The organism is Sphingopyxis sp. LC363 (assembly GCF_000756385.1).
GTDB lineage: Bacteria > Pseudomonadota > Alphaproteobacteria > Sphingomonadales > Sphingomonadaceae > Sphingopyxis.
Genome location: NZ_JNFC01000045.1, coordinates 54,703 through 67,459 on the forward strand (window position 1 = coordinate 54,703; position 12,757 = coordinate 67,459).

Genomic DNA, 12,757 nt, shown 5'->3' on the forward strand with positions numbered 1-12,757 from the left:
TCTTCACTTTCGAGCGGCCTTGTAGGCAGCTGAACACCAAGCCGCCGTCACTGCAACTAGCAGCATAAGCGAGGGAACGCGGAGCGGATAGTCAGCCGCGCTATAGAGTGCAAGCATGGCGATGATCGATAACCCCGCGCGGCCCAAGACCTGAGCCTGAAAGCCCCGCTCGCCCATCTTCAGGCTTCGCGAGCGGAAAAGCGATATCAACGACCTAAATCCGAGGAAGCCTGCCCACAATATCAATACGACGCCTGCCAAGCCTGTAGTTAGCAACAATTCGGCGAAATCATTGTGCGCATGGTTGAAATAGGAAGGATTGATAAACTTGTTCGGCTCGAAAATCTGATAAACTTCCACGAAGGTGCCGGCTCCGCTCCCGAATGGAAAAAACCGTTCGATCGCCTGGACAATGACCGGTAGCGCGCTGAATCGCAGCTCATCCGCGGGATCCGTCTCAACAAGACGCTGAAGCGCCGGCGTGCGCAAAGCGACGATGATCGAAAAGACGACAAGGACACCTGCAAGACAAAAACTAATCAACCGCTTACGATTGTCCGTTTTGCGCTCTGCCGAGCGGATGCGCGCCACCGGCGATTGAAAGACCCACCAAGCCGATGCGATGCCCGCAACCCCGAGCACCAATCCAGCACGCGATCCGGTCATAAGAATGAGCGGTACAAGCAACACTCCACCCGCAATCGCAATTGCCCGATGAAAAAACAACTGTTCGGGCTTACCTTTGAACAGCGACAGATTGGCCGCAATCATCGGGAACATCACTGCAAGGAAGGCCGCCTGATGATTCCGATTCGCGAACAAGCCCACGCTGACCCCGTTATTAGTAATGCGGTAGAAATAGAGCATCCCCTGCGCCGGTCCTAGCGCCTGCAGCATTCCGATTACGCCACTCACAAAACCAAGCGCTATCAACGCGAGCATCAATTTCCGCTGCGAATTCGCGTCGAGCGTAAGCGCAAGGACGAGTGCCGCCAATGGCGCCGCGAGCGAAAAGAGCGCGTTCCAAGTGCGCGCTTGGGCGACAGATAACGGCTGCCAGGGCAACGCCATTCCGGCGTCGTGATAGATCGATACGAGGATATCCCTGCCCGGAAGTGCGGTCCAGACGGCAGGTGGAAGCGGCACAAGGTGCAACGCCGTCAGCCCAACGACACTCAGCGCCAGGGTCAGAACCGCGCGACCATTAAGCCATGCCTCGCGCCAAGCTGTGGCTAAGGCAAGCGCCAAAACAATCATGCTGATCGGGCGCCAGACAAGCAAAGACAACAAATCGTCTCGCGCGCCCCCAGCGGTCAGGAATCCTGTCACCAGAAGCACCATCAAAATGATGAGCGCAGCTTTTGAACGAGCCCCTTTCGACGCCCCCCCGGCCCTGTCGCCCTGCCTTGATTCAATTGCGTTGGACGAGCTAATCATCGGATTGCGATCCTATTTTTCTTTCCGTTGCATTTGCGAGACATGATCCTCATCGACATCCGTCGGCGAATAGCCAGGAACCACCGCGCGAACGACCGACATTGCGCTGTCGGCGTCGCCTAAATCGAGGGCCCTTTCCATCTCGTTCAACCAGCCCAACAGTTCGGACCAGCCAAGTCGTTCCTCTTTCGCTCTCATGATGCGGCTGTGACTAGTCGGCTCGGGATTGTCGCCGATTAGGAGTTCCTCATACATTTTCTCACCCGGGCGCAAACCAATTTCTTCGATGAGAATATCCCCGTCGAGATTGTTATCATCGCGCACTGTACAGCCCGACAGCTGAATCATTGAGCGCGCGAGGTCGATGATTCGGACGGGCTGCCCCATATCGAGCACAAAGACCTCGCCGCCGTTCGCCATCGCCCCTGCCTGCATGACGAGCTGCGCCGCTTCTGGGATAGTCATGAAATACCGCGTCACATCGCGGTGCGTCAGCGTGACCGGACCGCCGGCGTTGATCTGCGCTTGAAAACGAGGAACGACTGAGCCGCTTGAGCTCAGTACATTCCCAAAGCGGACGATCGAGAACAACGTTGGGTCCTTTCCCTCGTCGGCTTTGGCCTGCAGGATCAACTCGCAAACACGTTTTGAGGCGCCCATGATGTTTGTCGGGCGGACGGCCTTGTCTGTACTGACCAAAATGAACCGCTCGGCCCCGACGCGGCTCGCTTCAACACTGCAGTGATAGGTTCCAAAGATATTGTTCCGCAGGCCTGAAATGGGATTCCTCTCGACCAACGGCACATGTTTATACGCCGCCGCGTGAAAAACTGTCTGCGGGCGGTGACGCTGCATGACGCGCCGGACCGCCGCGGCATCGGCGACATCGATCAATTCCGGAACGATAAGAACATCTTCGCGATCGTTCGCGCCCTCCTCAAGTTCCGACATGATGCTGTAGAGGGCGAATTCCGATTGCTCGGCCACGACTAAGCAACTCGGTCCGCGCGCAGCGATCTGCCGGCACAGCTCCGAACCAATCGAGCCGCCGCCGCCCGAAACCATAACCACCTTGCCCGTGATGGCCTGCCCCAACAGCTGCTCATCGGGCGGAACCGGGTCGCGACCAAGCAAATCTTCGACCCGGATGTCCTTGAGATCCTTGATCGAGACCTCTCCATCGATAATGTTGCCGATGCTAGGCAGCGATCGGACACGCACGGGGAATTTGTTAAGCCGCTCGACGATCTGGGCCCGCCGACTGCGCACGACGCTGGGCAGCGCAAGAAGGATTTCGTCGATGGCGAGTTCCCCGATCAGCGGCCCTATATCATGCGCCGCACAAATCCGGACGCCGTCGATTCGGTCACCAACAACGCTTTCGTCATCGTCAAAATAGCACGCAAGAACGAGATGACCTTCGTGGCGGAGAGCTAGCCCTAGCTGTTGTCCAGCACGTCCGGCGCCATAGATCGCCACTCGATGCTGACGCCCTCTATGTACGAGGTGGAGCACATCGACCAGCGCGTAACGGATCAGCACCCGCGCCGTCGCCAGCCCGATCAGCATGACCATCGGCTGGAGAACGCCGATCGTCCGCGGAATACCCTCGATACCCAGGAACATAAAAATTGTGAGCATCGGCAGTGACATCAATATGCACGCTATGGCAATATTCGCGATAGTTCGCCCGCCGGCAGATCGGATGATGGACCGATAGGTTCCGCACCACCAGGCCGAGATGAACCATGATGGAAGAGCAACGGCGATTACGGTCAGCACCGAGATGCTCGTCAAATCCCATTCTCCGATGCGTATCGAAAAGGCGAGCCAGACCGACAGGACGCACAAGCCGGCATCCATGGCAAATGCAATCAACCGCCGAAAGGGGCGCGGCAAATCCGCTAGTCGCCGCAAAGCAATCACGAAGAATGACAGCATCGGAGAGGGAACGTCGGACCAGCTATTCATCGCATCAGAAACCAACAGGGCTGCCCGGGCCAGCATGCCGATACCCGGTAGAATGTCTGCCGACTTAATCCTTTGTTATGTAAAACGATAAGCGAACCGTGGCTTTCAAGCGGCGCTTAAAGCGCAGGCTTCTAGTGACCGACTTCTCAACAAGCAATCCAAAATCCATCACCACCGAGCATGACTGCTGATGGCTCCGAGCGAGCCGGCCGACCGGAGATGACGTGCGACGCGCCGGAACGCGAACTCGCGAAAGAGCCGTCGACGATGCCTGCGATCAGTGGGGCAAGGGTGTAGCGCGCCGTCTCGATGCCGCTGCCGGATGCTGCAGAAAGTCGCGGTGGCCGACCCGCGCTGCCGGTCGGCCACGGCTAAGCGAGAATAATGCACTAGTCCGCGGGGCCTCGCGTGCCCTAGACGTCTCCGTCTTAAGCGAACGGAGACACGATGGACTATCGCGAGAAATCGATCGGGCGGCGCAGCTTGTTGGCTGCGTCAGGCGCGTGGGCGATGGGGGGCTCGGCCGGGGACCTCGGCGTTGTCCCGCTGGGAACGTCTGCCAGGGAAATCTGGATCACGGACGCGCCTTTCAATGCGGACGCGACGGGCAAGGCCGACGCAGCACCTGCTATCCAGGCAGCCCTCGACGCGGCAAAGGCCGCGGGCGGTGCGACCGTGCGCCTCCCCGCGGGCACCTTCCGCACCCTATCAACCATCAACGTTCCGGCCGGCATCCAGCTGATCGGCTCCGGCAATTTCTATGTCTACGATAATGGCAATGTCTTTCGCGGCTCATGGCTTCGCTATCGCGGCCCGGCCTCATCCCCGGCGCTCCGGTACCGCAACACCCAGAAGAATCGGACGGCCAGCCTCGGCATCGATTGCGGCCAGGACGCCGACTCCGTCGGGATATGGCTCGGCTCTGATAATGCGCCGGCATGCAAGGATCTCGTCTTCGAAGGGATAACGATATTTGGCGCGGGCATTGCAGTAAGATGGGGCGACGCGAACGCGAAGGCTGCTCTAGAGCAGGTCGACAGCATCACGTTCCGCGATGGCGCATGCCACAGTTGCCGCAAGGGCTTCGTAATCAATGCGACTAACGCCGCCGATTATTCAAAGGTGGAGCGCTGGGGCTTCGATGCGATGGAGGAGGTCACCTTCGATTTCCAGACCTTCGGCTTCATGTTGGTCGAAAACTGCGCCGCGGGCACCGAAAAGGCCGGGCATGTCATGTTCAAGATCGCAAGCTCGTCGCCTGACGTCCTGCGCATCATCGGCTGCCAGTCAGAAGGTGTAGCCGGTTCGAAGTTCCTGACCTATTCGGCCACCAACGATCAGGGCGCGATCGTGCTGCAAGCGAATGTCGTCAATCAGCCGATAGAGGTGACCGGCATAACCAAGATCACCAGCCGCGACAATTACGTCAACTCGACGATCACGCTTTCGGGCTTTGTGCGCTGGCGCTCATACTTCGATCATTGGGATCCCTCCCCCGAAAAGAAGTTCGTCACCACGCATGCGGCATCGAGCTTCCGCGCCGACGTCTTCAACAGTGCGGGGCAATGGTTCGGCTATTTCCTGCCTAAGGGTTGGGTCATCGAGGATGGTCAGCCCCACGCGGGGGGTGTCATGGGGGCGGTCGTGGTCCGCGAGGGCGTGAAGTGCGCCAGCTTCAATGCTGGAGCATTTCACGCCACAGGGGAATATTTCCAGCCGAAGGTCGACAATGGTTTCGCGTATAGGGTCACGTCCGGGGGCTGGGCCGGCCCGGAGCCCGCTTGGCCAAAGAAGGTCGGTGCAATCGTCAGGACGGGGTCGGCGACGTTTCAGAACGTCGGCCCCTGCGCGCTGATCAAGGGTTATGGCGCCATCTCGACCTGACGAGCGCCGATCGGCTGTACATGCACCGCGGCGATAGCGGCCGATTGCCTGAACAGCCGCGATGCGACCTCGACAACTGCGACGCCGGAGACCATCGTCACGACGTCGAGCCAGTACCATGCACCCTCCATCATGAAGCGGAGCATGCCGAACATCAAGGCGGCCATCGCGGCGGCGCTGAACTTCAAGCGATCGACCGCGCCAGCAACCCAGCGACCAAAAAACAGGCCGCCAAAGGCAGCTGCGAGCCCGTAGACCATGCCGAAAAGCAGGACGGCGCCTGCTATATAGCCAGGCGAGCGGAAGTCATTCTCATGTTGCACGCCGACAATATCATAGGTGAAGATGTCGATCGCGGTGGCGCGCAGGGTCGGAAATTCAAACGCCGGAATGGTGTTGCAGGAATAGCCGCACGACAGCGCAAGGCCTTCTACGCCGGGGATGCGGTTAGCGATCAGTCCGACGACCTGCAACAGAGTCTCGAAGACATGGCCGTCACGAAGCGACGTCCAGATCGCCGAATCGCCAATGCCCAGAGCTTGCGCGCGCAGCTGCGATGCGACGATGAAGGTCAAAATACCCGCCAAGGCGGCGAGAATGATCCGAACTGGGTGCTTCCAGATCGCTTGCCCGGTAATGTACATCAGCATCACGACCAGGGCGAGGAAGTTGACCATGCCCGCCTTGCTGGTCGTGATCGCAGACAGGGTGAGGAAGAAACCAGCGAGCAGCGTGATCGCGCCCCAATATTGAAACTTGCGTCTCTGCGCCCACGAGATTTCCATGAGCAGCAGTGTGAGGCCCGGGATAACGTCGGACTGAACCCGGTAGTTGAGTGCGCCATATATGAAGCCGGCGTCGGTGGCCTCTTCGCCCAAGGTCGCACCGTAGGCAGCGCGCACCGCAAGGCTCAGGCCGACAAAGCCGACAAAGGCGATGATTCCCCAAGCCGGGATGTCTCGATAGTCGGGCGCCGGACGATCGGTCGCGCGCGTCGTCGGGAATGCGATGATCAGGAATAGCGCAAAGACCCCGGTGCAAATGAGCATCGCGGAGTTTAGCGGCGCCTGATTGACAAAGTGCCAGTCGAGATATTCGGGCGGTAGCTGCGTGTTCGACGAGATATAATAGGTCAGGAACGCGTATCTGAACGCGTAGCCCAAGGCGAACAGCGCCAAGACAACAAGCAAGAATAAACGGGCGGCGGGCCGGTAGGTCATCGTGGCCGATTAGTCGTTCGTGCGGCGAGAAGAAAGTCGAAACGTTGCGCCATACCGAGACTTCAGCTTTCCGGGCGGACGCGCAGACCGCGCCCTTTCGCTATCTCGCCGCGTTCTCTGGTCCGAAGCGTATCACCGCGTAGCGGGGTGCCGTCAGACCGCTTCGGCAACTTCCATGGTCTGGAGATAGCGTCTTTCGGCGCCCTCCAGCACGATCGCAGTCAGAACGCCTGATTTGTAAGCTCCGGTATCGATGCCGATCCGGTTTGCGCATTCGTCAATCTCATCACGAATCGTGTGGCCGTGGACGATCATTTTGCCATGGTCACGCTCATCGCTCAGAAATTCATCTCGTATCCAACGCAGATCCGTCAAAGTCTGACGTTCCAGCGGCACGCCGGGCCGGATACCTGCATGCACAAAAACATAATCACCGATTGCGATAAAATCTTCGCCATTACTCAGAAATTCGACGTGCGACCGGGAAACCATCAAAGGTAGCTGCTCGGCAACCTCTTCAAAGCTGGCTTCGGTCAGGCTTGCATCACTGTTCCAATAGCTCTCGACCGTCGCCTCGCCGCCTATGCGCATGAAGTAACGCAGACGCCGGACATCGCCGGTCAGCGCGGCAAGAAAACATTCCTCATGATTGCCGATCAACAGGCGGGTATCGGGGAATTCACGTCGCAGGCCGATCGCCCGCTCGACCACCTCGGCCGACTGCGGGCCGCGATCGACAAGATCCCCGAGCAGGATCAGCGTGATCTTCGCGACCGGCCGCGCCGCGACATCGGCACGGATGCGCTCTATCAATTCGGCGAACAGATCGTCGCGCCCGTGAATATCGCCAATAGCATAAACGCGCTGGCCATCGGGAATCGCAAGGCTGCTGCGCATTTGCGCGACCGCCTTGCTCTTGCGTCTCCAAAACATGACTTGCTGAACCGATCTCGATCAAACCCGGCACGACCGCAAGGATATCTGCGGTTCGGACATGCCCCGTCCCCTAGCCCTGCAATCGTGCGGTGACAATATACGCGATACGATACGCGATACGCGCGAAGCCGACCTGCGTTGCGGGCTTTTCACAGAAGTCTTTTCGTGAAATTCCCCCGACCGCACCTTAAGGGTGTCGCAAGCTTTGTCGCTTAATCGCGCGTTTACCAGCAGTCGGCATCACGATGCGGAGAGTTGTTTAAAATGAAGGTGATGACGGTCTTCGGCACCCGCCCCGAAGCGATCAAGATGTTTCCGGTGGTCCATGCGCTGCAGAACCGGGAAGGGATCGACGTGCGCGTCTGCGTGACCGCGCAACATCGTGAAATGCTCGATCAGGTTCTGGAAATCGCGCGCATTATACCCGACGTCGATCTTGACGTCATGACGCGGAACCAGACGCTCGACGCGCTGCTGGCGCGGCTCGTCACCGGGCTCGGCGAGACCTTCGACCGCGAAAAGCCCGATCGGGTGCTCGTCCATGGCGATACGCTCACCACGATGGCGGCGACGCTCGCCGCCTATTTCCGCAAAATACCCGTCGGACACGTCGAGGCGGGGCTGCGCAGCGGCAACATCTATCACCCCTGGCCCGAGGAGGTGAATCGCAAGGTCGCGGGCGCCGTCGCCGACCTCCATTTCGCGCCGACGGAAACCGCCGCGGCCGCTTTGCGCGCGGAAAATGTCGACGCCGGCCGCATCCACGTCACCGGAAACACCGTCATCGACGCCTTGCTCGCCACCTCGGCGCGGATCGAGGAACAGCCTTCGCTGGCGGCGGGGCTCGATACGCTGCTCGCGCGTTGCGCCGGCAGGCAGATTATCGCCGTCACTTCGCACCGGCGCGAGAATTTTGGCGACGGCATGAAGGCCATCGCCGACGCCATCGCCGGAATTGCCGAACGCCCCGACGTCGCGATCATCTTCCCCCTTCATCCGAACCCGCACGTCCGCAGCGCAATGGAGCCGATTCTGGGTAGCCTTTCGAATGTCGCGCTGATCGATCCGCTCGACTATCCGCATTTCGTTCGCTTGCTCGGGGCCAGCACCCTTGTCCTCACCGACAGCGGCGGCGTGCAGGAAGAAGCGCCCTCGCTCGGCAAGCCGGTGCTCGTGATGCGCGAGACGACCGAACGGCCCGAAGGCATCGCCGCGGGGACCGCGCGGCTCGTCGGGACCGACAAAAATCGCATCGTTTCGGAAATTTTCAGCCTTTTGGATGACAAAGAGGCCTATAACGCCATGGCCCGCGCCCATAATCCTTTTGGCGACGGCAAGGCGGCGACACGAATAGCGGAGATAGTTGCGCGTGCTCATTGACAGCGAACAGAAGGTCACCGTCCTCGGGCTCGGCTATATCGGCCTGCCCACCGCCGCGCTGATCGCGCGCTCGGGCAGCAAGGTGACGGGCATCGACGTCAGCCGGCACGTCGTCGACACGGTCAACAGCGGCAAGGTCCATATCGAGGAAGTCGATCTCGACGGGCTCGTCCAGGGCGTCGTGTCGCGCGGCACCCTCGTCGCTTCGACCGAGGTTGCCTCCGCCGACGTCTTCGTCATCGCGGTGCCGACGCCGCATGACGAGGAGCATCGCCCCGACATCGGCCATGTCCTGTCGGCCGCGCGCGCGATCGCGCCGAAGCTTCAGGCGGGCAATCTCGTCATCCTCGAATCGACCTCGCCGGTCGGCACGACCGAAAGGGTCGCCGCGCTGCTGGCAGAGCTCCGCCCCGACCTGAAAATCCCCGGCGCCTGCACCGGCGCCGCGGACATCTTCGTCGCTTACTGCCCCGAACGCGTGCTTCCGGGGCGCATCCTCGTCGAGCTGGTCGACAACGACCGCTGCATCGGCGGCATCACCCCGCGCTGCGCGCGCCGAGCGATGACCTTTTACCGCCAGTTTGTGCGCGGCGCCTGCGTCACCACTTCGGCGCGGGCCGCCGAAATGGTGAAGCTCGTCGAGAACAGCTATCGCGACGTCAACATCGCTTTCGCCAACGAGCTGTCGATGATGGCCGAGCATATGGGGGTGGATGTGTGGGAGGTGATCCGCCTCGCCAACCGCCACCCGCGCGTCAGCATCCTCCAGCCCGGCCCGGGCGTCGGCGGCCATTGCATTGCGGTCGATCCCTGGTTCCTCGTTCATGGCGCGCCCGATCACAGCCAGTTGATCCGCACCGCGCGCGAGGTCAATCTCGCCAAGACCGCGCATGTGATCGGCGCCGCCGAGATGCTCGTGTCGCAGCATCCGGAGGCACGCGTCGCCTGCCTCGGCCTCGCCTTCAAGCCCAATATCGACGATTTCCGCGAAAGCCCCGCGGTCGAGGTCGCCGCCGCGCTCGCGCGCCGCTTCGGACAGCAGATCCGGATTGTCGAGCCCTATGCGCGCGGCCTGCCGATGGAATTCGCGGGCACCGGCGCTGAACTGATCGACCTCGATACGGCGCTAGCGCAGTGCGACCTGCTGATCGTCCTCGTCGACCATGATCTGTTCAAGTCGATCCCGATCGAGGAACGCGGCGACAAGATCGTTTATGACACCCGCGGTCTGTGGCTCGACCAGCCGAGCGCTGCGAACGGAAGCCGCCTGCACAGAGCCGCCTGACCTTCCTGCTCGCTTTTGTGCGGCGAAGCGGCCATTATCGGCTATAAATCAATCTCCTTCAGGCGCCGCCCCGGCGAAAAGAACGACAGGTTCCGACCTTCCATGCCGACACTGACTCGCCTCGAAACCATCATCGTCGACAAACCGTGGGGGCGCACCGACATTCCCCGAGATTTCGGCGATTTCGGCGACCGGCGAGTGGGCGAGATATGGTTTGCGCATCCGGGTGGCACCGACGCCCCGATCATGGTCAAATTCCTCTTCACGTCCGAACGGCTATCGATCCAGGTCCATCCCGGCGACGACGACGCGCAGGCGGCGGGCTATCCACGCGGCAAGGAAGAATGCTGGCTGGTGCTCGATGCCGAACCCGATGCCGAACTCGGCGTCGGCCTTGTCGCACCGACGACCCGCGAATTGCTGCACGATGCCGCGCTCGACGGTTCGATCGTCGACATGATCGACTGGCGCGCCGCAAAACCCGATGATTTCGTCTATAACCGGGCCGGCACGATCCACGCGATCGGTGCCGGGCTGACCGTCGTCGAGGTGCAGCAGAATGTCGACTGCACCTACCGCCTCTATGACTATGGCCGGCCGCGTAAACTGCATCTCGATGCCGGTCTCGCGGTATCGGAGACCGCTCCCCGACCCGACCACCGCGATGGCCGCGTCGCCGCGACCGCAAACCGCTTGCTTGTCGACGGTCCGCACTTCCGCCTGCTCCACCTGTCGGGGCCCGAGGCCGCAACGTTCCTGCCGCGGGAAGCGGCCGACTTCACCTTCACCCCATTGTCACGGGGGTGCAGCATTGCCGGCGAAGCGGTAAAGCTCGGCGAATGCGTGGCAACGGATCGCGCCGACGCCATTGCGCTCGCGTCCGGCGCGCGCGCATTACTCTGTTGGCCAGCCTGATTTCCTTCCCTAAAGGCCCGATATGAACAGCATCGTCCCCGTCATCCTTTCCGGCGGCTCCGGCAAGCGCTTGTGGCCCGTGTCGACCGACACGACGCCCAAACAGTTCCAGCCGCTGACCGGAAGCGACAGCATGTTCCGGCAAACGCTCGACCGGGCGGTCGACCGCACGCGCTTCGCCGCACCGCTCATCGTGTGCGGTCCCGGCCATGTCGCCTATGTCGAGGCCGATCTGGCGGCGGCGGGGATCAGCGACGCGCGGATCATCGTCGAGCCCGCAGCACGCAACACCGCTCCGGCGATCGCGCTCGCGGCCCTCACGACGCTCGCCGCCGATCCTGCCGCGATGATCCTCGTGATGCCGGCGGACCATGTGATGACCGACGTGCCGGCCTTCCACGACGCGATCGAGACCGCACGCCCTGCGGTCGCGGCCGGTGCGCTCGCAACCTTCGGCATCGCCCCCGCCTATCCCGAAACCGGTTATGGCTATATCGCCGCGGGCGACCCGCTGACCGGCGCGCCGGGCGTCCACGCGGTGCGGCGCTTCGTCGAAAAGCCGCCGCGCGACAGAGCCGAGGAAATGCTCGCCGAGGGTGGGCATTACTGGAACGCCGGCATCTTTCTGATGCGTGCCGATCGTTTCCTCGCCGAACTCGAACGACAACAACCCGCGATGGCTTCGTCGTGCGCCGCCTCCGCGGTGGCGGCACGACACGACGGTGTGCAAATTCATCCCGGCGACGAAGCCTTCCTTGCCAGCCCGTCGAACTCGATCGACTATGCAGTGATGGAGGGTGCCGAAAGCGTCGTCGTGGTCCCGGTCGATCCGGGCTGGTCCGACGTCGGCGGCTGGGCGGCCCTGCACGACCTCGGTGGCAAGGACGAAGCGGGCAATGTTCGCATCGGCGACGTGATCGCCATCGGCGCGGCCGGAAATTATCTCCGCGCCGACAAGGGCAGGCGCATCGCGGTCGTCGGCGTTTCCGATCTGGTGGTCGTGACCCATGGCGACGACATTTTGATCATCCCGCGAGACCGCGCGCAGGAGGTCAAAGCGATCGTCGAACATCTCGCCGACAATCCGACGGCCTGAAGGCGAATACCCTCCCCTTGCGGCTCCGCCGCCCATCGCCCATATCGCGCGACATGACCAATCCCCATGCGCAAAGTGCCGCGCCTTGGCACGGAACCACCATCCTCTCGGCCCGCAGCGCCAACAAGGTCGTCATCATCGGCGACGGCCAGGTGTCGATGGGCCAGACGGTGATGAAGCCCAACGCCCGCAAGGTCCGCCGCCTCCACGACGGCAGCGTCATCGGCGGTTTTGCGGGCGCGACCGCCGACGCATTCACCCTCTTCGAACGACTCGAGGCCAAGCTCGAGCGCCACAACGGCCAGTTGCTCCGCGCCGCGGTCGAGCTCGCCAAGGACTGGCGCACCGACAAATATCTCCGCAACCTCGAAGCGATGATGATCGTCGCCGACAAGGAGGTCACGCTCGTCATCACCGGCAACGGCGACGTGCTCGAACCGCTGGGCGGCATTGCGGCGATCGGATCAGGGGGCAATTTCGCGCTCTCGGCGGCGCGCGCGCTGGCCGATTATGAAAAGGATCCCGCGGTGCTGACGAAGAAGGCGATGGAGGTCGCCGCCGACATCTGCGTCTACACCAATGACCAGTTCACGGCCGAGACCATCGACATCAAGGGCTGACCCTCTATGGTCG

At 61.6% G+C, this 12,757-nt stretch carries 10 protein-coding genes; 6 read left to right on the plus strand and 4 right to left on the minus strand.

All coding sequences use genetic code 11. The annotated features are described in order from the left end of the window. Positions 1–3 precede the first annotated feature (3 nt). Positions 4–1,437, minus strand: coding sequence for an O-antigen ligase family protein (locus FG95_RS15350; protein ID WP_037556987.1), 1,434 nt, complete (start codon positions 1,435–1,437; stop codon positions 4–6). A gap of 12 nt (positions 1,438–1,449) precedes the next feature. Beyond that, positions 1,450–3,444, minus strand: a complete 1,995-nt coding sequence (locus FG95_RS15355) for a polysaccharide biosynthesis protein (RefSeq protein ID WP_235211583.1) — start codon at positions 3,442–3,444, stop codon at positions 1,450–1,452. A 411-nt stretch (positions 3,445–3,855) separates the two neighbouring features. On the opposite strand from FG95_RS15355, the gene FG95_RS15360 reads away from it, so the two are divergent. Continuing rightward, on the plus strand, positions 3,856–5,292 hold the full coding sequence (locus FG95_RS15360; protein WP_037556989.1) for a glycosyl hydrolase family 28-related protein: 1,437 nt from the start codon (positions 3,856–3,858) through the stop codon (positions 5,290–5,292). Here FG95_RS15360 and FG95_RS15365 read toward each other — a convergent pair. Then, complete coding sequence (locus FG95_RS15365) at positions 5,271–6,512, minus strand: hypothetical protein (protein WP_037556991.1); 1,242 nt, start codon at positions 6,510–6,512, stop codon at positions 5,271–5,273. The genes FG95_RS15360 and FG95_RS15365 overlap by 22 nt on opposite strands. 153 nt (positions 6,513–6,665) lie before the next feature. Then, positions 6,666–7,409 (minus strand): metallophosphoesterase family protein, encoded by a 744-nt coding sequence (locus FG95_RS15370; RefSeq protein ID WP_235211584.1) that lies wholly within the window; start codon positions 7,407–7,409, stop codon positions 6,666–6,668. Positions 7,410–7,712: 303 nt separating this feature from the next. Between FG95_RS15370 and wecB the strand changes: the two genes are divergently transcribed. The 5 genes from wecB (at position 7,713) to hslV (ending at position 12,744) form a co-directional block, all read left to right on the plus strand. Further along, positions 7,713–8,828: a non-hydrolyzing UDP-N-acetylglucosamine 2-epimerase gene (gene wecB, locus FG95_RS15375; RefSeq protein WP_037556994.1), complete on the plus strand. Its 1,116-nt coding sequence runs from the start codon at positions 7,713–7,715 to the stop codon at positions 8,826–8,828. Continuing rightward, positions 8,818–10,113, plus strand: coding sequence for a UDP-N-acetyl-D-mannosamine dehydrogenase (gene wecC / locus FG95_RS15380; RefSeq protein ID WP_037557154.1), 1,296 nt, complete (start codon positions 8,818–8,820; stop codon positions 10,111–10,113). Before wecB ends, wecC begins: the two co-directional genes overlap by 11 nt. Positions 10,114–10,215: 102 nt before the next feature. Continuing rightward, positions 10,216–11,028, plus strand: coding sequence for a class I mannose-6-phosphate isomerase (locus FG95_RS15385; protein WP_037556997.1), 813 nt, complete (start codon positions 10,216–10,218; stop codon positions 11,026–11,028). Positions 11,029–11,050: 22 nt separating this feature from the next. After that, positions 11,051–12,124 (plus strand): mannose-1-phosphate guanylyltransferase/mannose-6-phosphate isomerase, encoded by a 1,074-nt coding sequence (locus tag FG95_RS15390; RefSeq protein WP_037556999.1) that lies wholly within the window; start codon positions 11,051–11,053, stop codon positions 12,122–12,124. A gap of 53 nt (positions 12,125–12,177) precedes the next feature. Continuing rightward, positions 12,178–12,744, plus strand: coding sequence for an ATP-dependent protease subunit HslV (gene hslV / locus FG95_RS15395; RefSeq protein ID WP_037557001.1), 567 nt, complete (start codon positions 12,178–12,180; stop codon positions 12,742–12,744). Positions 12,745–12,757: the final 13 nt, after the last annotated feature.

Coding starts and splice junctions, on each gene's coding strand:
- wecB (WP_037556994.1), top strand. CDS start 7,713: ATGAAGGTGATGACGGTCTTCGGCACCCGCCCCGAAGCGATCAAGATG.
- FG95_RS15385 (WP_037556997.1), top strand. CDS start 10,216: ATGCCGACACTGACTCGCCTCGAAACCATCATCGTCGACAAACCGTGG.
- FG95_RS15390 (WP_037556999.1), top strand. CDS start 11,051: ATGAACAGCATCGTCCCCGTCATCCTTTCCGGCGGCTCCGGCAAGCGC.
- FG95_RS15365 (WP_037556991.1), bottom strand. CDS start 6,512: ATGACCTACCGGCCCGCCGCCCGTTTATTCTTGCTTGTTGTCTTGGCG.
- FG95_RS15355 (WP_235211583.1), bottom strand. CDS start 3,444: ATGCTGGCCCGGGCAGCCCTGTTGGTTTCTGATGCGATGAATAGCTGG.
- FG95_RS15350 (WP_037556987.1), bottom strand. CDS start 1,437: ATGATTAGCTCGTCCAACGCAATTGAATCAAGGCAGGGCGACAGGGCC.
- FG95_RS15370 (WP_235211584.1), bottom strand. CDS start 7,409: ATGCGCAGCAGCCTTGCGATTCCCGATGGCCAGCGCGTTTATGCTATT.
- hslV (WP_037557001.1), top strand. CDS start 12,178: ATGACCAATCCCCATGCGCAAAGTGCCGCGCCTTGGCACGGAACCACC.
- FG95_RS15360 (WP_037556989.1), top strand. CDS start 3,856: ATGGACTATCGCGAGAAATCGATCGGGCGGCGCAGCTTGTTGGCTGCG.